Raw genomic sequence first — 17303 nt, forward strand, 5'->3', positions numbered from 1 at the left:
CGAGATCCGACTGCCGCCAGAAAGCAAAACCCGCCATGAAGTCCCATCATTCCAATCCCGGCCATCTCAGGGATTTCACCACCGACGCCAGGGTGCTGCTCGTCGCCGCCATCGCCGTGGTGGTGGCGACGGCGGGGCTGTTTGCCGGCATCGCGCTTTTGAAATTGATCCGGCTCGCCACCAACATTGCCTATTTTGGCCAGTTCACGCTGGCCGATCTGAAACTGCAGGACACGCCGCTGGGCTATGCCTCTGTCGTCGTCCCGGTGATCGGCGCGCTGCTCATCGGCCTGATGGCGCGCTTCGGCAGCGAGAAGATTCGCGGGCACGGCATTCCCGAGGCCATCGAGGCGATCCTGCTCGGACGTTCGAGGCTCGACGCCAAGGTTGCGATCCTGAAGCCGCTGTCGTCGGCAATCTCGATCGGTTCCGGCGGACCATTCGGTGCCGAGGGTCCGATCATTATGACGGGCGGTGCGATCGGCTCGCTGATCGCGCAGATGCTGCCGGTCAGCGACAATGAACGCAAGACGCTGCTGGTGGCGGGTGCGGCAGCGGGCATGACGACGGTCTTCGGAACACCGATCGCGGCCATCATGCTGGCGGTCGAACTGCTGCTTTTCGAATGGACCCCGCGCAGCTTCATTCCCGTGGCGGTCGCGGCAATCATTGCCGAGGTCGAGCGGACGATGCTGCATCTGCCCGGGCCGATCTTTCCGTTCCAGGGCGGCATGGAAGTGTCCTTTGTCGGCCTTGCCGGCTGGGTCTCGATCGGTGTTGCTGCCGGCCTGTTGTCGGGGCTGCTGACGCAGATGGTCTATGCCTGCGAGGACGGCTTCCAGAAGCTGCCCATTCACTGGATGTGGTGGCCGATGCTTGGCGGCCTGGTGGTCGGCATAGGCGGGTTGATCGAACCGCGGGCGCTCGGCGTCGGCTATGACAACATCGCCGACATGCTGGATGGTCGCACGGACGCCGCGGCGGCACTGACCCTGCTGGTGGTGAAGGCCATCATCTGGTCGGTTGCACTCGGTTCGGGGACGTCCGGAGGCGTGCTGGCGCCGCTGCTGATCATGGGCGGCGCAATGGGAGCAGTGCTTGCCGGCGTTATGCCTGCCGCGGATCCGGGCTTCTGGGCGCTGCTGGCGATGGCCGCCACCATGGGCGGCACGATGCGTGCGCCGCTGACGGCGACCTTCTTTGCGGTCGAGCTGACCGGCAACACGCACATGCTGGTGCCACTGATCGCGGCCTGCGCGGCGGCGCACGCCGTCACTGTGCTCCTGATGAAGCGGTCGATCCTGACCGAGAAGATCGCCAGAAGGGGACACCATCTGGTTCGCGAATATCGCGTCGATCCCTTCGCCTTGACCAGGGTGCGCGAGGTGATGACCTCAAAGGTCGAGAGCGTGCCGGCGAAGATGACCCTGCATGGCGCGGCGGCATTCCTGACCGCGCCTGAAACGCGGCATCCGAGTTTTCCCGTGGTCGATGAGAGCGGGCATGTGCTCGGTCTCATCGATCCGCCGGCGATCCTGCGCTGGAGACGCGCCGGCACGCACCGCACCACGACGCTTGGTGAACTGCTGGCAGGCAGCAAGGTGACGCTGGCCTATCCGGATGAATATCTTGAAGGCCTCTCCGACAAGCTGCTGATGGCCAATGTGTCCCATCTGCCCGTCGTCACCCGTGACGACTTGCAACTGGTCGGCTATGTCGGCTGGAAGGATCTGATGCGCGTGCGGTCGAGGAAACAGGCCGAGGAACGCGATCGCTCGACCTTGCTTGGCTTCGGCGCCAGACGCCGGAAAAAGGAAGATGCTCTCGAGGGGCTCTAGGCGCCGCGCTTTGCCCACTCCAGGACGAAGAGCCGGAGAGCCGAGGACAGGTTGGTGTCGCGCGGGCGCGTCTCGTCGACTTCGGCGACAAGAGCGGCGAGCGTCAGCTTTCTGGTCGCCGCGATCGAGACGAGATCGTCGTAGAAGGGCTTTTCCAAGGAGTAGCTGGTGCGGTGACCGCGAATGGTCACCGAGCGCTTTTCGACCGCGCTCACCGCAGGACGCTCATTTTGCTCTAAGCATCGGATTCATCCGAAAACCGCTGCGCACTTTTCGGTGCGATGCTCTGGCTGTCTTTGTCGCCAAAGGGTTCGCGGCGGTGGCCGGCGACGAATTTGTCGCTCTTGTCGGCGATCATGCGGTCACGTTCCTTTTCGGCCTTGGAACGGCCGTGCAGGGCCCGGTTCTGCTCGGCGACGCGCACCTTCTCGTCCCGCGCCTTCTGCTTGCGGGCCTGGCGGAGATTGACGATAGCGGCCATGGCGCGAAACGTGAATTATTTCTTGCGGAAGGCGTCGAGCGAGACCACTTCGGCGCCCTTGGTGGCGGCGGCGTCGGCGGCAGCGGGCTTCTTCTCCGGCTCGGCGGCGGCCTTCTTCTCGGCCTTCGGCTTTTTCTCGGAGACGACGGTCAGCGGCTCCGGCGAGGCTTGAGCGGCTGGTTCCTCGGCTGCCCCGTCCGTCTTGACGTCGAATTCGAGCTCGAAATTGACCGAGGGATCATAGAAGCCGCGCACGGCCGAGAACGGGATTTCGAGTTTCTCAGGCACGTCGGAGAAGGACAGACCAACCTCGAAGCCGGTGTCAGTCACCTTCAGGTCCCAATACTGGAACTGGATGACGATGGTCATCTGCTCGGGATAGCGCTCGCGCAGCCGCGACGACACCCGCACGCCCGGTGCGCCGGTCAGGAATGTGATGAAGAAATGGTGGTTGCCGGGGAGGCCGGTGCGTGCGACTTCGGCCAAGACCTTGCGCATGACGCCGCGCAACGCCTCCTGGGCCAGAATGTCGTAGCGGATGTGGTCGTCGGCCATGTGGCGGTCGGGTTCCGTTGAATCGTCCGCATAGCTGTAATCAAGCTTGAGGGCGGCGTAAACCGGATATAGACCACCGCCGCACCGAGGCGAGCACTATTGCCAACGATTTGATCGCTCAGGCGCTGGCCAGCGCGGTTTGCTTTTCCACTGAGGCGACTGACCGGCGCTTGCCGAAGGCACGCAGGAAGGTGCGCACGCCATTTGTCGCCGATTGCAGCACTTCGTCCTCGCGCGGCGTGCCGCCGAGCATGAAGGTCGTCTGCAGTTCGGCATTGACGAGGCCGAGGAACTGGCGTGCCGCCACGTCGGGATCCTCGATGGCGAGATAACCGCCATAGGCCAGCCGTGCGAAGCGCGCGGCGATTGCCGGCCATGTCCGCCCCGGGCCCTGTTCGAGCCACTCGGCAAACAATTCGGGATAGCGCTCGCCTTCGGTCTGGATCAGCTTGCGCAGGAATTTTCCATCGCGGTTGCAGATGCAGTTCTGGTTCAGGCGCACGGCAAAGCCGATCAGATCGGCTTCGAGGTCCTTGGGCTGATCGGGGAAGGTGGCAATTGTGGCGAAGATACCGGCATTGCAGCGTTCGGTCAGATCACGAACCACGGCGATGAACAATTTCTCCTTGTCGCCATGATGGTTGTAGACGGTCTGGCGCGAGACGCCGGCCTCGGCCGCGATCAGATCGATGTTGGCGCCGGCGAAGCCTTCACGGCAAAACACGGCAGCTGCGGAGTCGACGATCGATATGCGCTTGGCCTCGTGGCCGCGTGGCGGGAAAGTGTCAGGAGAAACGGGCAACTTCATGGAAATCTATATAGAGGTGATTGACGAATTAGACAAGAGTGTCTAAATTTGTGGACATAACTTGAGGAGATTTCGCTCGGGGACGAAGAGAATTCGCTCTCGGAGAGTCGGAATTTCAGGGGATGGAACGTCCTTGGGTTACCCGTCGGCTGCGGCGGCAACCAGATTCGAAAGAAGCCTTGATCATGAGTCCCAAATTCCTCCGCATCGCGGTCGTGCTCGGCCTGTTGTCCGCTATCGGCCCGTTCGCCATCGACATGTATCTGCCTGCGCTGCCGTCGATCGGCGCGGATCTGCACGCCGGCACCGCTGCCGTGCAGATGAGCCTGTTGATCTTTTTCCTGTCGATGGGTTTTGGCCAGATCGTCGTCGGGCCGATCTCCGACATGGTCGGCCGCAAGCTGCCGCTCTATGGCGGTCTTGCGCTGTTCATGGTTGGCGGCATCGGTTCGGCAATGGCGCCGACCATTGAATGGCTGATCGCTTTCCGCTTCCTGCAGGGCCTTGGCGCCAGCGCCGGCATGGCGGTACCGCGCGCCATCGTGCGCGACCTGCACACCGGCACTGAAGCCGCCAAGCTGATGTCCTTGCTGATGCTGGTGTTTTCGGTATCGCCGATCCTGGCGCCGCTGACCGGCAGCGTGATCATCGAGAGTTTCGGCTGGCGCGCCGTGTTCTGGACGGTGACCGGTGCTGCATTGCTGGCGACCATCCTTCTGGCGACCTCGCTCAAGGAGACGCGGCCGGTGGAAGAACGCGCCGGCTCCTCCTTCGGCACCGCGTTGTCCGCCTACCGCTTGCTGATGGGCGACCGTAACTTCCTCGGGCTGACGGCGATCGCCGGCTTCGGCATTGCCAGCTTCTTCGTCTACCTGTCGAGCTCGTCGTTCATCCTGATCGACCATTACGGTCTGTCGCCGTCGGTCTACAGCGTGTTCTTCTCGATCAACGCGGTCGCCTTCATCGGCATGTCGCAGCTGACGGGTCTGCTGTCCGAGCGCTTCGGGCTGCGACGCGTGGTTCGTGTCGCGGTGACCGGCTATGCGACGACCATGGTGGTGCTGTTCGCGGTGATGGCGACCGGCGTCGACCGGCTCGACGTGATGGCGGCTTTGCTGTTCGTCGGCTACGGCTTCCTCGGCCTGGTCATTCCGACCACCTCGGTGCTGGCCATGGAAGAGCATGGCGAGATCGCTGGCACCGCTTCGGCGCTGATGGGCACGCTGCACTTCGGCATCGGCGCGCTCGCCATGGGCGTCGCCGGCGTGTTCTTCGACGGCACGCCGCTGCCGATGGTCGCCGGCATCACGCTGTGCGCGGTGATTTCCTTCACGCTGGCCAAGTTCACGCTCGGCCGTGCCCGCGAAGCCGTCGAGGCACCGGCGGAATAAGCAATCAAATCAAGCAAAAGGCCGGGATTGACCCGGCCTTTTTCATGTCCGGGCCAACCCGGTTTCGGTCAGGATGAATCGAAGCCGCGTCTTGACCGGCGCCAAAGGCAGCGGGACCAGCTCATAGCCCAGTTCGGTGTAGGTATTGACCAGCGCATGGTATGTGCGCTCGGCCTCGTCGAGCGTCTGCTTTCTTTCGGCATCCTGCGTGAAGATGTCAGGCCAGGGCGGGGCAATGAAGATGCGTCTGGCATAGCGGAAGCGTTCGGCGGCATGCATGACGTGCTCGGAAACCGGCAGGTCGGTCAGGCGCAAATAACCAAGCGTGTCCGGCACGCCGCGATCGAAGAAGACCGGGCCAGTCTCTTCGCGCGCGGCCTGATAGGAGCGCATCTCCCACGACAGCATCAGCTCGGCGAACAGCGCGCGATCGCGCCAGGGCAGGGCAGCCCCACCTATGGCGGACTGATCGCGGATGATGCCGCGGCCGGCTTCGAGCGAGGTTGCAAAGCCTGACTGGCGCAGGGCCTCAATCAAGGTGGTCTTGCCGGAACCCGGACCGCCGGTCAGCACGAAGAATCGATCGGAATCGTTTTGCATCTTTTGTCCAGGGGGGGCGCGCGCGGCGCGGCGCCTTCGCGGCCCGAAAGCCGCACCAAGGCTGGCCAGCGGGAGCTGCCGTTGCGGGGTGACGCGTAGTGAAGGGGAGAAGTGGAGGTTTCTGTTGCCAGGTACCTCCGAACCCCGCCTAGAAGTGCGAACCCCTAGGGCTTGAATTGAAGCTATCGCACCGCTTACGCGGCGAGACGTGCTTCCGCATAGTTGTCATTTGCAACTACAGGTTTAGCCCGATGACGGTGGTACCATGCCGGGCAAAAGTACGATCTTTACACCTTCGTCGATCCTATTTCGCCCCCAGCAAGAACCGCTCTGTCGTCAGCAGCGGCTTTTGGTGGAGGCGCCGGGTACCGCCCCCGGGTCCGAACGGCTTATTTCATCGCCCATTTATCGCCATAGTCGGTCAAGCCGACAAAACGAATATAGGGGGACATCGCGCGAAATGAAAGGCCGCAATGGCACTTTGTCCCGACGCCAAAACCGCATCGCCAAGGGTTGACTTGGGGGCGGTCTCAACCGAAGCTTTGCAACGGTGAGGAGTTACCGACCTAGCGCAGGGTTGCAGCAGCGCGCCACAGCCCTCATCGATCGGATCCGTGGCGCCGACGAGGGGAATTTTGATGGCCGACTATCTTGCAGACGTGAAGAAATACGACGCCGCGGCAAGCGCCGACGTGGTCGACAAGATCGTGAAGCACCTGGGCATTGCGCTCAGGAACCGCGATTCCTCGCTGGTCTCCTGCACCGACCCGAAGGAACTCGACCGCGTCAAGGCGGGATGGGTGTCGAAGAAGCTCGGCGTCACTGACGACAAGAAGGCCGACGCGTCGATCGAGAAGGTCTGCAAGGCGATGGCCACCGACAACACCAAGAACCGGGTGACTTTCTATTATCTGGTTGCGAAGGATCTGGGCAAGCTCGGCTCCCTCTGAGACCTCTGATAACTCACTTCTGGCGGCCGACCGGCGCGGATTTCTGCCCTTCCCGTGCTAGCGTACTTCAAAGTACGCCCAGCTTCGGTTCTAGAAAACCACACATTCGGCTCGCCAGAGCGAATTCTGCAAAGGTCTCCACTGCCAGGATGGGGAAGACTTCAAACAAGCGTGGCGTCGGCGCGGACATGCGTTATTATCGGTGAAATATCGAATCGAGCCGGAGCCGATGCGCCAATATCTCGACCTCTTGCAGCATGTACTGGACAATGGTGCCGATCGCGGCGACCGCACCGGCACCGGCACACGCTCCGTGTTCGGCTACCAGATGCGCTTCGACCTGGCGCGCGGCTTCCCGGTCACCACCACAAAGAAGCTGCACCTGAAGTCGATCATCCATGAACTGCTGTGGTTCCTGGCCGGCGACACCAACATCAAGTACCTCACCGACCATGGCGTTTCGATCTGGGACGAATGGGCCGACGAGAATGGCGACCTCGGCCCGGTCTACGGCAAGCAGTGGCGCTCCTGGCCGGATGGCCATGGCGGTTCCATCGACCAGATAACGAATCTTCTGAAGGAGATACGCCGGAATCCTCAATCGCGGCGGCTGATCGTTTCAGCATGGAATCCGGCCGAAGTGGAAGCCATGGCGTTGCCGCCGTGCCACTGCCTGTTCCAGTTCTACGTTTCGGAAGGGCGGCTTTCCTGCCAGCTCTACCAGCGCTCAGCCGATATCTTCCTCGGCGTGCCGTTCAACATCGCTTCTTACGCGCTGCTGACGCTGATGGTGGCGCAGGTGACCGGGCTGAAGCCGGGCGATTTCGTCCACACGCTCGGTGATGCCCATCTCTACTCGAACCATTTCGAACAGGCACGCGAGCAGCTGCGGCGCACGCCGAGGGCGCTGCCGACGATGTGGATCAATCCCGAAGTGAAGGACCTGTTCGCCTTCCGCTTCGAGGATTTTCGGCTGGAAAACTACGTCGCCGATGCGTCGATCAAGGCGCCGATAGCGGTCTAGAGCCCGCCGATTTAGCACACCCTTCGAAAATCAGGCACCGGTCAGTCGATGCCGACCATCACGTCCGAGGCCTTGACCACGGCATAGGCCTGATTGCCTTTTTCGAGCTTGAGATCGGCGACCGCCTCGTTGGTGATCGAGGCGGTAACGATGGCGCCGCCACCAATGTCGATTCTGACATGCGAGGTGGTGGCTCCTTTGACGATCTCGGTGATCGTTCCCTTGAGAATGTTGCGGGCGCTGATCTTCATCGGAGTTTCTTTCCAAGGTTTCTTTGCCCGTCTTACCAGAACAATCGACGTCGAACAGACGCTTTCGCGGGGCACCAGGCCTTCCCTTGTTATATTCATCCGGATATATCGATTGGCAGGCTTCGAGCTGATCGGATTTCAAACCGAGGGAGAGTTTTCCATGACGCGCAGAGGTTTCAGATTGAGGGCGATCGCTATTGGCGGTTTGGCGGCGACGCTGATGGCGGCAGTGCCGGCCGCGCATGCGCAAGACAAGGTGGTGGTGTTTGCCGCGGCCAGCCTGAAGGACGCGCTCGATGCGGTGAACAAAGCCTGCGAGGCCGATGTCGGCGAAGCCGCGACCGTCTCCTACGCCGCGAGTTCGGCACTGGCCAAGCAGATCGAAGGCGGGGCACCGGCGGATGTCTTCATTTCAGCCGACCTCGACTGGATGAAATATCTGTCCGACAAGAAGCTGACCAAGCCGGACACCGAAGTGAAGCTGCTTGGCAACGAGATCGTGCTGGTGGTGCCGAAGGACTCGACGCTTGAAACCAGTATCGAGAAAGGCTTCGACCTGGCCAAGCTGATCGGCGACGGCAAGCTGGCCATGGGTGACGTCAAGGCGGTGCCGGCCGGCAAATACGGCAAGGCGGCGCTTGAATCGCTCGGTGTCTGGTCGTCGGTCGACGGCAAGGTGGCGCAGGCCGAGAATGTGCGTGCGGCGCTGAAGCTGGTTTCGACCGGCGAAGCGGCCCTCGGCATCGTCTACGCCACCGACGCGCATGCCGAAAAGGGCGTCAAGGTGGTCGGCACCTTCCCGGAGGATTCGCATCCGCCGATCATCTACCCGGTTGCCCAGACCGCCGATTCGAAGGACAAGGATACGCCGGCTTTCCTGAAATGCCTGCAGTCGGCCAAGGCTGGCGCGCTGTTCAAGGATCAGGGTTTTACTGTCCTGACGCCGAGCAACTGAGTTCGAAAGGGCCTGATATCGCAATATGAACTGGCTGCTGGACCTCACTCCCGACGAATGGAATGCGGTTCGGCTGTCGATCAAGGTTGCGACGGTGGCAATGGTCGCCAGCCTGCCACCGGGCATATTGATTGCGCTGGTGCTTGCCCGAGGACAATTCTGGGGCAAGACGCTGCTCAACGGCCTTGTGCACCTGCCGCTGATCCTGCCGCCAGTGGTGACGGGCTATCTGTTGCTGCTCACGTTCGGCAAGCGCGGCCCGGCCGGCGCCTTCCTGGCGGAGCATTTCGGCATCGTCTTCTCGTTTCGCTGGACAGGTGCCGCATTGGCTTGCGGCATCATGGGTTTTCCCCTGATGGTGCGGGCGATCCGGCTGTCGATCGAGGCGGTGGACCGCAAGATGGAGGCGGCGGCGGGAACGCTCGGCGCCAACCCTCTGTGGGTGTTCGCCACCATCACGCTGCCGCTGATCCTGCCCGGGCTGATTGCCGGTGCGATCCTGTCCTTCGCCAAGGCGATGGGCGAGTTCGGGGCGACCATCACCTTCGTCTCCAACATCCCCAACGAGACGCAGACGCTGCCATCGGCGATCTATACCTTCACGCAAGTGCCGGGCGGTGATGAAGGTGCGCTCAGGCTGACGCTGATCTCCATCGTCATCTCGATGGCGGCACTGGTCGCTTCGGAAGTGCTGGCGCGGCGTGTCGGCAGGCGGATGGACATCGAATGACGGTTCTCGTCGACATCAGCCATCGCCTCGGCGACTTCAGCCTCGACGTCCGCTTCGAGAGCGCCGGGCGGCTGACGGCGCTGTTCGGACCCTCGGGTTCCGGCAAGACGACGGTGATCAACATGATCGCCGGGCTGATCCGGCCCGACAAAGGGCGCATCGAGGTCGATGGCCGCGTGCTGGTCGACACCAGTACCGGCATTTTCGTGCCGAAGCACAAGCGCCGCATCGGCATGGTGTTCCAGGATGCGCGCCTGTTTCCGCATATGAGCGTGGCCGGCAATCTGCGCTATGGCCGCTGGTTCACGCCGCCAGCGGAGCGCTACGCGGATATGGATGCCGTCGTCGAACTGCTCGGCATCGGCCCGCTGCTGGACAGGCGACCGGCAAAGCTCTCGGGCGGCGAGAAGCAGCGCGTGGCGATCGGCCGGGCGTTGCTGGCCAGCCCCGGATTGCTGCTCATGGACGAACCGCTGGCCTCGCTGGACGAGGCGCGCAAGGCCGAGATCCTGCCCTATGTCGAGCGGCTGCGCGACGAGACGAAAATTCCGATCGTCTATGTCAGCCATTCCGTGGCCGAGGTGGCGCGGTTGGCCAGCGACGTGGTGATGCTGGCGCAAGGTCATGTCATCGCCAGCGGCCCGACCGAGGCGGTGATGCAGAGGCTCGACCTGCTGCCGGCGGAGGAGCGCGGCGAGGGTGGCGCTGTGCTGGACACCAGGGTGCTGCGTCATGATGAGACTTTTGGCATGACCGTGCTCGGCTCGGCCGCCGGCGAGATCCGGGTGCCGCGGCTGGCGATGACGACAGGGGCGCGTGTGCGCGTCCGCATCCGCGCCCGCGACGTGATGGTCGCAACGGAGAAACCGACAGGCCTCAGCGCGCTCAACATTCTGCCGGGCACCATTGTCGCCATCAGGCCGGGCGAGGGCGCGACCGTCGAGGTCGGCATCGACTGCAACGGCGCAGCCGTGCTTGCCCGCATCACCGAGCAGTCGCGGCAGGCGCTGAAGCTTCAGCTCGGCGGCAAAGTTTTCGCGGTGGTCAAGACGGTGAGCTTCGACCGGGCAAACACCGGCGCCGGCCTGCCCCTCGAAGCGCACGGATGATCGTCGCTATGTTTTTTTGGAATAGCGGTATCGCTGGAGAGCTTCTAAGATGGGATCGGGCGTGACCGCGGAGGACAAAAATGCCGTCGCTGAGCTTGCGGATAAATCTCGATCCCGACGGGCGCATCGGCCCGGGCAAGATCGAGTTGCTGGAGCAGATCGCCGCCTTCGGCTCGATCTCGGCCGCCGCACGCGGCATGGAAATGTCCTACAAGCACGCCTGGGACCTGGTCGAGGACATGAACCGGGTGTTCGGCAAGCCGCTGGTCGCGGCGCAGACGGGTGGCCGCAAGGGCGGCGGTGCGCAACTGACGGCGGTGGGTCTTGCGGTGGTCAGCCGCTTCCGCGCCATCGAGCGCGCGGCTTCTGCCGCGGCCGCAACGCATATGGAGGCGTTGCAGGCTGAAATCGACGCCGGGTGAAAGGTGCCGAGCGGAAGATGGGACGCCCTGGCGCAGTTCACCGCGCGAACCAGAGGCCGACAGGGCGGTGCCAACAACATCATCGCAACGGTTGCTTTGTGCCCTCGCGGGCCAGTTGTCCGGCTCCGGATTCTTGGTTAGAATTGGCGCCTCTTGATTAGACGACACGTTGATGCACAGCAGATCGGCCCCCTGAGCACTCGATACATCGAGGAAACTGAGGCCATGATCTTGGAAGCAGCGCGGCACTAGCAACATCTCAACACGAAGAGGCGCTGCGCGATGAGGGTACTGCTTCGGCTTACCTATGTCTGGCGGCTATTGCCTCGCGCAATGCGGGCGCGGCTTGCCTCGCTTCCCCTGTTGAGAAGACTGCTGCCGCTGCTCAGGCGCGGGCTAATTCGAATGGACGCCGGCCCCATAGAGTTTCACCGAAACGACCTGACTGCCCTTGTCGGACGCAAATCAGCCCTTGAGATCGGGCCTTTCACCAACCCAGCGCTTCGGGGTCCAAACATCAGATATCTCGACGTCTTGGACAAGCAGGGCCTGATCAAGAGGGCAGATGCTGTCGGCTACCCATACTCCACCGCCCCTGTGGATATCGACTATGTCTCCAGCACCGGCGATTTGGGTATCGTCGCCGAGACGTTTGACTTCTGCCTGAGCAGTCACTGCATCGAGCATCAACCGGATCTGATCCACCATCTGAGACAGGTCGAGAGGATTCTCGTGCCGACAGGCAGATACCTCCTGATTGTACCGGACAAGCGCTATTGCTTCGATCACTTCATTCCAGAGAGCTCAATTGCAGATTTCATCAACGCTCGGGGCAACAGCGTTCACTGCGTAAAGAGCGTCATCGAACACAGAGCCCTGATCACGCACAATGACGCTGCCCGTCATTGGGCCGGAGATCATGGGCTGCCGGTTTATCGGCAGAATATTGCTGCCGTCTCCGTGGCCATGAGCGAATATGACAATTCCGGCGGGGCATACGTCGATGTTCACGCGTGGCAATTTACGCCGCAAAGCTTCCGCGACGGCATAGAGGCACTTTCCAATCTCGGTCTCATCGGGCTGGATGTCGAGAAAGTCTATGCCACGCCGCACAACAACTTTGAATTCTGCGCAATTTTGAAACGACGGCAGGCGTAGGTCGTTAGGTTTGGACCTTCGGTTCCTGAAAATTACCGATCGTCCTGCGGCTCGCCAGGCTTGCGCAGCAGGTAGGTGTCCATGATCCAGCCCTTTTGCCGGCGGGCTTCTTCGCGGACCTTTTCGATCTCCGCGCCGACATCACCGATCAGGCCGGAGAGAAGGATCTCGTCCGGCGTGCCGAGATAGGCACCCCAATGGATGACGACATCCTTGTCGGTCAGCACGTTGAAGGCGCATTTGCCGTCGAGCATGACGACGGTGCTGCCGGCATTGTCGGCCAGCCCTTCCTGGGTGAGACGGCGGCCCGTGGTGATCAGGATGGAATCGCCAATGCGGTTCAGCGCCATTTTGTGGCTGGCGGCAAGCGCCTGGACAGCGGTGATGCCCGGTATCACTTCGAGCTCGAACGCGACATTGCCTCTCAGGCGCACGCGCTCGAGGATGCGCAATGCGCTGTCGTAGAGCGAAGGATCGCCCCAGATCAGGAAGGCGCCGCAGCCGTCCTGCCCAATCTCGTCGCGGATAAGGTCTTCGTAGATGGCGGCGATGGCCTCGTGCCAGTCGTCGACGGTCGAGCGGTAAGAGGGCGCCGGCTCGGCGCGCACCGGGACGTCGAATTCGACGCGGCGCGACTTCGGGTTGGTGACGAAGCGATCGCAGATCTGGCGGCGCAAGTCGGCAAGGTCGTTCTTTTTCGCGCCCTTGTCGGGGATGAACAGCACGTCGGCGCGGTTGAGGCCGTTTATGGCCTGAACGGTCATATGGTCGGGATTGCCGGCGCCGATGCCGATGACGAGGAGCTTGCGCATGGAACGATCTCCTGCCCGATCGGAACCTGTTAGTCCAGACCATCATGGCGCGCCCGCGGATGCGGAAGGGCTTTGAAACGCCACATTGAAACGGCTAGGGTCGTGTCGGCATTCTAGCCGAGGGGGCTTCCATGTTGAGATTTGTCCTGACCGCCGCGCTGGCGCTTTCAGCCGCGCCTGCATTCGCCAATGATTCGGTTGCCGAACTCGGCACCGGCGGCCTGATCCTGTCGCGCAGCGATGCAGTGTCGATGCAAAGCGAAGACCTCTTCATCTCGCCGGAAAAGGTGACGGTCGACTACGTCTTCCACAACAACACCGACAAGGATGTCGACGCGATCGTCGCTTTCCCGATGCCCGATATTTCTGGCGATCCCGAGGAGATGCCGGCGATCCCTGAAAATCAGAGCGACAATTTTCTCGGCTTCGAGGTGACGATCGACGGTGTCGCCGTCAAGCCACAGCTCGAGCAGAAGGTATTCGCGCTGGGCATCGACATCGGTGCCGATCTGAAGGCGCAGAATGTGCCGTTCAACCCGTTCGGCGACGAGGCGAAGGCTGCATTGGCAAAGCTGCCGCAAGCGGTGGCCGATGACTGGGTCAACCGCGGCATCATCATCGACGACAGCGGTGGCGCGAAACCCAACTATGCGCCGTTCTGGCAATTGCGTTCGACCTATTGGTGGCGCTCGACCTTTCCGGCCAACAAGGACGTTCATGTCTCGCACCGTTACAAGCCGAGCGTCGGCGGCACGTCTTCGGTCAGCTTTTTCTTCGACGGCAAGTTCCAGGGCCAATACGCCAGCTACAAGACCCGTTACTGCATGGACGACACCTTCGAGAACGCGGTGCGCAAGGCGGCGAAGGATGGTCCAGACGGCTATCCCCAGTACAACGAAAGCCGCATCGCCTATATCCTGACCACTGGCGGCAACTGGGCGGCGGGCACCATCGGCAAGTTCAAGCTGACCGTCGACAAGGTCAATCCGAAAGCGCTGGTCTCGTTCTGCGGCGACAATGTCAAAAAGGTCGGACCGACCACGTTCGAGATGACCGCGGACGATTTCTATCCCGAGCACGACATCGACATCCTGCTTCTCGATCCATTGGACAGCGATAGCGGGGATGGCAACTGATGCACGTCGCAATCTATGTCGCCATCGCTGAAAACGGCGTGATCGGGCGGGATGGCGGGCTGCCCTGGCGGCTGTCCACCGATCTCAAGCGCTTCAAAGCGGACACGATGGGCAAGCCCATCATCATGGGCCGCAAGACCTATGAAGGCATAGGCCGGCCGCTGCCGGGCAGGTTGAACATCGTGGTCACCCGCGACAAAGCCTGGCGCGCCGAGGGTGTCGAGGTCGCGCATTCGCTCGAAGCCGCGATCCAGCTGGCCACGGTGCGCGGGCGCTGCATGGGAGGTGTGGACGAGGTCTGCGTCATCGGTGGCGGCGAAATCTACGCCCAGGCGCTGCCGCTGGCCGACCGGCTGCATGTCACCCATGTGCTGGAAACGGTCGATGGCGATGCGCATTTCCCGCCGATCGACGCGAATTCCTGGCGCGTTGTCAGCTCGCGGGAGGTCCCGGCCGGGGAAAAGGACAGCCACGCAACGCGCTATTCGGTTTACGAGCGACGCCGCGACGTGCATTGAAAGACGACAAAGGGTCGCGACCGGACCAAATCGGACGAAGTCGGCAACGCATCGCGTTGAAAGCGCCTCGCTGCGTCCCTATAGAAGTACCACACTGGATTTCGCGCCGTAACATCGGCGCTTGAGGGAATTCCAAGCGAAAGGACATTCATGCCCTGGAACGACAAAAGCGGCGGTGGCGGCGGCCCATGGGGCGGCGGCGGCAACAATCAGGGACCCTGGGGGCAGGGACCAAAGGGACCGAGCGGCCCGCAGGGCTCGCCTCCCGATCTCGAAGACATCATCCGCCGCGGCCAGGACAGGCTGCGGCGCGCCCTGCCGGGTGGCGGTGGCGCAAGCCCGGCCATTTTCGGGCTGATCGCGGCAGCACTTGTGGTGCTGTGGGCGTTCCAGGCGGTTTACACAGTGCAGCCCGACGAGGTCGCGGTTGAACTGCGCTTCGGCAAGCCGAAGGCCGAACTGTCGCAGCCCGGCCTGCATTTCCATTGGTGGCCGCTCGAAACCGTCGAAACGGCCAAGATTTCCGAACAACTCGTCGACATTGGCGGCGGCAACACCAGCGGCAATGGCCTGATGCTTTCGGGCGACCAGAACATCGTCAATGTCCAGTTCTCGGTGGCCTATCAGGTCTCCGACCCCCGGGCCTATCTGTTCGACGTCTCCGATCCCGACGGCATGCTGCGGCAGGTTGCCGAAAGCGCGATGCGCGAAGCCGTCGGCCGCCGGCCGGCACAGGACATCTTCCGCGATGACCGCCAGGGCATCGCAGCTTCCGTGCGTGAGATCATCCAGACGACCCTGGACGGCTACAAGGCCGGCCTCAACGTCAACGCCGTCTCGATCGAGGATGCAGCACCGCCACGCGAGGTGGCCGATGCGTTCGACGAGGTGCAGCGTGCCGAGCAGGACGAGGACAAGTTCGTCGAGCAGGCCAACCAGTACTCCAACCAGAAGCTCGGCCAGGCACGCGGCGAGGCCGCACAGGTCCGCGAAGACGCGGCCGCCTACAAGAACCGGGTCGTACAGGAAGCCGAAGGCGAGGCGCAGCGCTTCATCTCCGTCTATGACGAATATGCCAAGGCGCCGGATGTGACACGCAAGCGCCTCTATCTGGAAACCATGGAGAGGGTTCTGAAGGATTCGAACAAGGTGATCGTCGAGCAAGGCAACGGGCAGGGGGTCGTCCCCTATCTGCCGCTGCCGGCATTGCAGCCGAAAGCGCCGGTACCGGCCGCCCCTGTTGGCACTACGGGAGGTAACCAGTGATGGCCAATCGTCTCCCCATCATCGCCGTCGTCGCGGCCGTCATCCTGTTCCTGCTCTATTCGTCGGTCTTCGTGGTCAACGCGCGCCAGCAGGCGCTGGTGCTCAGGTTCGGTGAGATCGTCGACGTCAAGAGCGAACCCGGCATCTACTTCAAGGCGCCGTTCTCGTTTTTCGACGCCGATACGGTGCAGTTGATCGAGAACCGGGTGCTGCGCTTCGACCTCGACAACATCCGCGTCCAGGTGTCGGGCGGCAAGTTCTATGAGGTCGATGCCTTCATCGCCTATCGCATCTCGGATCCGCGCGTCTTCCGTTCCGCCGTGTCCGGTCAGATCGAACTGGCCGAAGCCCGGCTCAGGACGCGTCTCGACGCTGCCTTGCGCCGCGTCTACGGTCTGCGCGATTTCGAGGCCGCACTCTCCGAACAGCGTGCCGTGATGATGCGCGAAGTCCGCGATCAGCTCAGGCCCGACGCCACGTCGCTCGGCCTGCAGATCGAGGATGTCCGTATCCGCCGCACCGATCTCACGGCCGAGGTCTCACAGCAGACCTTCGACCGCATGAAGGCGGAACGCCTGGCAGAGGCTGCGCGGCTGAGGGCACGCGGTAACGAAGCGGCACAGCGCATCACGGCCCGTGCCGATCGCGAAGTGGTCGAGATCGTCGCCGAAGCGCAGAAAGAGTCGGAAATCCTGCGCGGCGAGGGCGAAGCCCAGCGCAGTGCCACCTTCGCGGAAGCGTATCAGCGCGATCCGGCTTTCTTCGACTTCTACCGGTCGATGAATGCCTATGGTACGGCGCTGGACAACACCGGGACGACCATGGTGCTGTCGCCGAGCTCTGAGTTCTTCCGCTTCTTCCGCGATCCCGACGGCAAGGAGGGACCGGCGAAGCCGGTTTCGCCCGCGCCAACCGCTCCGGCGACGGCACCCGCCGCGCCGGCGGCACAGCCGAGCACCGGCCAGTAGCGGCCGGTGCAGGATTTTCTCGCTGCCATGGGCCTCGTCCTTGTGATAGAAGGTCTGGTCTATGGCGGCTTTCCCGGCCTTGCCAGGAAGCTCGCCACTGAAGTTCTGTCGCTGCCCGAGAACGCGTTGCGGGTTGCCGGGCTGGCGGCAATTGCGATCGGCGTCGGCATCGTCTGGCTGGTGCGAAGCGGGTGACTGCGGCGAGCTTCGGTCCCCGGGATACGAGGTTCGATCCCGGGACACGAGCTTCGATCCACGGGATACGAGCTTCGATCCAGGGATACGAGCTTCGATCAAAGGGATACGAGCTTCGATCCAGGGATACGAGCTT

The 17303-nt window shown here is 62.6% G+C and carries 21 protein-coding genes and 1 other RNA gene; 14 read left to right on the plus strand and 8 right to left on the minus strand.

All coding sequences use genetic code 11. The features are described from left to right. Positions 1-35: 35 nt before the first annotated feature. On the plus strand, positions 36-1838 hold the full coding sequence (locus tag ACFSOZ_RS37700; protein ID WP_379106824.1) for a chloride channel protein: 1803 nt from the start codon (positions 36-38) through the stop codon (positions 1836-1838). On the opposite strand, the gene ACFSOZ_RS37705 is transcribed toward ACFSOZ_RS37700, so the two are convergent. The 4 genes from ACFSOZ_RS37705 to ACFSOZ_RS37720 all read right to left on the minus strand — a co-directional run bounded on the left by ACFSOZ_RS37705 (position 1835) and on the right by ACFSOZ_RS37720 (position 3682). Then, on the minus strand, positions 1835-2053 hold the full coding sequence (locus ACFSOZ_RS37705) for a ribbon-helix-helix domain-containing protein (protein ID WP_379106826.1): 219 nt from the start codon (positions 2051-2053) through the stop codon (positions 1835-1837). The genes ACFSOZ_RS37700 and ACFSOZ_RS37705 overlap by 4 nt on opposite strands. Before the next feature lie 20 nt (positions 2054-2073). Further along, positions 2074-2319, minus strand: coding sequence for a DUF4169 family protein (locus tag ACFSOZ_RS37710; RefSeq protein ID WP_379106828.1), 246 nt, complete (start codon positions 2317-2319; stop codon positions 2074-2076). A gap of 15 nt (positions 2320-2334) precedes the next feature. Further along, positions 2335-2874 carry an SspB family protein gene (locus tag ACFSOZ_RS37715; RefSeq protein WP_379106830.1) on the minus strand — a complete coding sequence of 180 codons (540 nt, stop codon included), beginning with the start codon at positions 2872-2874 and terminating at the stop codon, positions 2335-2337. A 118-nt stretch (positions 2875-2992) separates the two neighbouring features. After that, on the minus strand, positions 2993-3682 hold the full coding sequence (locus ACFSOZ_RS37720) for a TetR/AcrR family transcriptional regulator (RefSeq protein ID WP_379106832.1): 690 nt from the start codon (positions 3680-3682) through the stop codon (positions 2993-2995). Between the two features lie 185 nt (positions 3683-3867). Here ACFSOZ_RS37720 and ACFSOZ_RS37725 point away from each other — a divergent pair, with 185 nt between their 5' ends. Next, positions 3868-5073 (plus strand): multidrug effflux MFS transporter, encoded by a 1206-nt coding sequence (locus tag ACFSOZ_RS37725; protein WP_379106834.1) that lies wholly within the window; start codon positions 3868-3870, stop codon positions 5071-5073. Positions 5074-5115: 42 nt separating this feature from the next. Here the strand turns inward: ACFSOZ_RS37725 and ACFSOZ_RS37730 are convergent, their stop codons facing one another. Together ACFSOZ_RS37730 and ssrA are read right to left on the minus strand one after the other, a co-directional pair. Further along, positions 5116-5673, minus strand: coding sequence for an AAA family ATPase (locus ACFSOZ_RS37730; protein ID WP_379106836.1), 558 nt, complete (start codon positions 5671-5673; stop codon positions 5116-5118). A gap of 110 nt (positions 5674-5783) precedes the next feature. Beyond that, positions 5784-6143: a transfer-messenger RNA gene (ssrA, locus tag ACFSOZ_RS37735) on the minus strand. A gap of 168 nt (positions 6144-6311) precedes the next feature. Between ssrA and ACFSOZ_RS37740 the strand changes: the two genes are divergently transcribed. Further along, positions 6312-6623 carry a DUF2853 family protein gene (locus ACFSOZ_RS37740; RefSeq protein ID WP_379106838.1) on the plus strand — a complete coding sequence of 104 codons (312 nt, stop codon included), beginning with the start codon at positions 6312-6314 and terminating at the stop codon, positions 6621-6623. A 229-nt stretch (positions 6624-6852) separates the two neighbouring features. Continuing rightward, positions 6853-7647 (plus strand): thymidylate synthase, encoded by a 795-nt coding sequence (locus ACFSOZ_RS37745; RefSeq protein WP_379106868.1) that lies wholly within the window; start codon positions 6853-6855, stop codon positions 7645-7647. A 41-nt stretch (positions 7648-7688) separates the two neighbouring features. On the opposite strand, the gene ACFSOZ_RS37750 is transcribed toward ACFSOZ_RS37745, so the two are convergent. Beyond that, positions 7689-7898 carry a TOBE domain-containing protein gene (locus ACFSOZ_RS37750; protein WP_379106840.1) on the minus strand — a complete coding sequence of 70 codons (210 nt, stop codon included), beginning with the start codon at positions 7896-7898 and terminating at the stop codon, positions 7689-7691. Between the two features lie 160 nt (positions 7899-8058). Between ACFSOZ_RS37750 and modA the strand changes: the two genes are divergently transcribed. From modA to ACFSOZ_RS37775, 5 genes are all read left to right on the plus strand, one after another. Continuing rightward, the gene (modA, locus tag ACFSOZ_RS37755) at positions 8059-8853 is read left to right on the plus strand and encodes a molybdate ABC transporter substrate-binding protein (RefSeq protein ID WP_379106842.1); all 795 of its coding nucleotides are present in this window, start codon (positions 8059-8061) and stop codon (positions 8851-8853) included. Positions 8854-8878: 25 nt separating this feature from the next. Further along, a complete protein-coding gene (gene modB / locus ACFSOZ_RS37760; RefSeq protein WP_379106844.1) occupies positions 8879-9583 on the plus strand; it encodes a molybdate ABC transporter permease subunit in 705 nt (234 codons plus the stop codon). After that, a complete protein-coding gene (modC, locus tag ACFSOZ_RS37765) occupies positions 9580-10692 on the plus strand; it encodes a molybdenum ABC transporter ATP-binding protein (RefSeq protein ID WP_379106846.1) in 1113 nt (370 codons plus the stop codon). Before modB ends, modC begins: the two co-directional genes overlap by 4 nt. Before the next feature lie 80 nt (positions 10693-10772). Beyond that, on the plus strand, positions 10773-11114 hold the full coding sequence (locus ACFSOZ_RS37770) for a winged helix-turn-helix domain-containing protein (protein ID WP_379106848.1): 342 nt from the start codon (positions 10773-10775) through the stop codon (positions 11112-11114). A 282-nt stretch (positions 11115-11396) separates the two neighbouring features. Beyond that, positions 11397-12272 (plus strand): methyltransferase domain-containing protein, encoded by an 876-nt coding sequence (locus tag ACFSOZ_RS37775; protein WP_379106850.1) that lies wholly within the window; start codon positions 11397-11399, stop codon positions 12270-12272. A 32-nt stretch (positions 12273-12304) separates the two neighbouring features. Here the strand turns inward: ACFSOZ_RS37775 and cobF are convergent, their stop codons facing one another. Next, positions 12305-13084 carry a precorrin-6A synthase (deacetylating) gene (gene cobF / locus ACFSOZ_RS37780; protein ID WP_379106853.1) on the minus strand — a complete coding sequence of 260 codons (780 nt, stop codon included), beginning with the start codon at positions 13082-13084 and terminating at the stop codon, positions 12305-12307. Between the two features lie 131 nt (positions 13085-13215). Between cobF and ACFSOZ_RS37785 the strand changes: the two genes are divergently transcribed. From ACFSOZ_RS37785 to ACFSOZ_RS37805, 5 genes are all read left to right on the plus strand, one after another. Beyond that, positions 13216-14220 (plus strand): DUF4424 domain-containing protein, encoded by a 1005-nt coding sequence (locus tag ACFSOZ_RS37785; protein WP_379106855.1) that lies wholly within the window; start codon positions 13216-13218, stop codon positions 14218-14220. After that, positions 14220-14738, plus strand: coding sequence for a dihydrofolate reductase (locus ACFSOZ_RS37790; protein ID WP_379106857.1), 519 nt, complete (start codon positions 14220-14222; stop codon positions 14736-14738). Before ACFSOZ_RS37785 ends, ACFSOZ_RS37790 begins: the two co-directional genes overlap by 1 nt. Positions 14739-14888: 150 nt before the next feature. Further along, positions 14889-16004, plus strand: a complete 1116-nt coding sequence (gene hflK, locus ACFSOZ_RS37795) for an FtsH protease activity modulator HflK (protein ID WP_379106859.1) — start codon at positions 14889-14891, stop codon at positions 16002-16004. Beyond that, positions 16004-16972: a protease modulator HflC gene (hflC, locus tag ACFSOZ_RS37800; protein ID WP_379106860.1), complete on the plus strand. Its 969-nt coding sequence runs from the start codon at positions 16004-16006 to the stop codon at positions 16970-16972. The genes hflK and hflC overlap by 1 nt, the downstream gene beginning before the upstream one ends. Positions 16973-16978: 6 nt before the next feature. Beyond that, on the plus strand, positions 16979-17167 hold the full coding sequence (locus tag ACFSOZ_RS37805) for a DUF2065 domain-containing protein (protein WP_379096091.1): 189 nt from the start codon (positions 16979-16981) through the stop codon (positions 17165-17167). Positions 17168-17303: the final 136 nt, after the last annotated feature.

The sequence above is a fragment of the Mesorhizobium newzealandense genome (assembly GCF_042682145.1).
GTDB classification, from domain to species: Bacteria; Pseudomonadota; Alphaproteobacteria; order Rhizobiales; family Rhizobiaceae; genus Mesorhizobium; species Mesorhizobium newzealandense.

Bases quoted from the DNA above. Each gene is read 5' to 3' on its own strand.
- ACFSOZ_RS37790 (WP_379106857.1), top strand. From the start codon at position 14,220: ATGCACGTCGCAATCTATGTCGCCATCGCTGAAAACGGCGTGATCGGG.
- ACFSOZ_RS37745 (WP_379106868.1), top strand. From the start codon at position 6,853: ATGCGCCAATATCTCGACCTCTTGCAGCATGTACTGGACAATGGTGCC.
- ACFSOZ_RS37700 (WP_379106824.1), top strand. From the start codon at position 36: ATGAAGTCCCATCATTCCAATCCCGGCCATCTCAGGGATTTCACCACC.
- ACFSOZ_RS37770 (WP_379106848.1), top strand. From the start codon at position 10,773: ATGCCGTCGCTGAGCTTGCGGATAAATCTCGATCCCGACGGGCGCATC.
- ACFSOZ_RS37725 (WP_379106834.1), top strand. From the start codon at position 3,868: ATGAGTCCCAAATTCCTCCGCATCGCGGTCGTGCTCGGCCTGTTGTCC.
- ACFSOZ_RS37710 (WP_379106828.1), bottom strand. From the start codon at position 2,319: ATGGCCGCTATCGTCAATCTCCGCCAGGCCCGCAAGCAGAAGGCGCGG.
- modB (WP_379106844.1), top strand. From the start codon at position 8,879: ATGAACTGGCTGCTGGACCTCACTCCCGACGAATGGAATGCGGTTCGG.
- ACFSOZ_RS37715 (WP_379106830.1), bottom strand. From the start codon at position 2,874: ATGGCCGACGACCACATCCGCTACGACATTCTGGCCCAGGAGGCGTTG.
- cobF (WP_379106853.1), bottom strand. From the start codon at position 13,084: ATGCGCAAGCTCCTCGTCATCGGCATCGGCGCCGGCAATCCCGACCAT.
- ACFSOZ_RS37730 (WP_379106836.1), bottom strand. From the start codon at position 5,673: ATGCAAAACGATTCCGATCGATTCTTCGTGCTGACCGGCGGTCCGGGT.
- ACFSOZ_RS37740 (WP_379106838.1), top strand. From the start codon at position 6,312: ATGGCCGACTATCTTGCAGACGTGAAGAAATACGACGCCGCGGCAAGC.
- hflC (WP_379106860.1), top strand. From the start codon at position 16,004: ATGGCCAATCGTCTCCCCATCATCGCCGTCGTCGCGGCCGTCATCCTG.
- ACFSOZ_RS37750 (WP_379106840.1), bottom strand. From the start codon at position 7,898: ATGAAGATCAGCGCCCGCAACATTCTCAAGGGAACGATCACCGAGATC.
- ACFSOZ_RS37785 (WP_379106855.1), top strand. From the start codon at position 13,216: ATGTTGAGATTTGTCCTGACCGCCGCGCTGGCGCTTTCAGCCGCGCCT.
- ACFSOZ_RS37775 (WP_379106850.1), top strand. From the start codon at position 11,397: ATGAGGGTACTGCTTCGGCTTACCTATGTCTGGCGGCTATTGCCTCGC.
- modC (WP_379106846.1), top strand. From the start codon at position 9,580: ATGACGGTTCTCGTCGACATCAGCCATCGCCTCGGCGACTTCAGCCTC.
- hflK (WP_379106859.1), top strand. From the start codon at position 14,889: ATGCCCTGGAACGACAAAAGCGGCGGTGGCGGCGGCCCATGGGGCGGC.
- modA (WP_379106842.1), top strand. From the start codon at position 8,059: ATGACGCGCAGAGGTTTCAGATTGAGGGCGATCGCTATTGGCGGTTTG.
- ACFSOZ_RS37720 (WP_379106832.1), bottom strand. From the start codon at position 3,682: ATGAAGTTGCCCGTTTCTCCTGACACTTTCCCGCCACGCGGCCACGAG.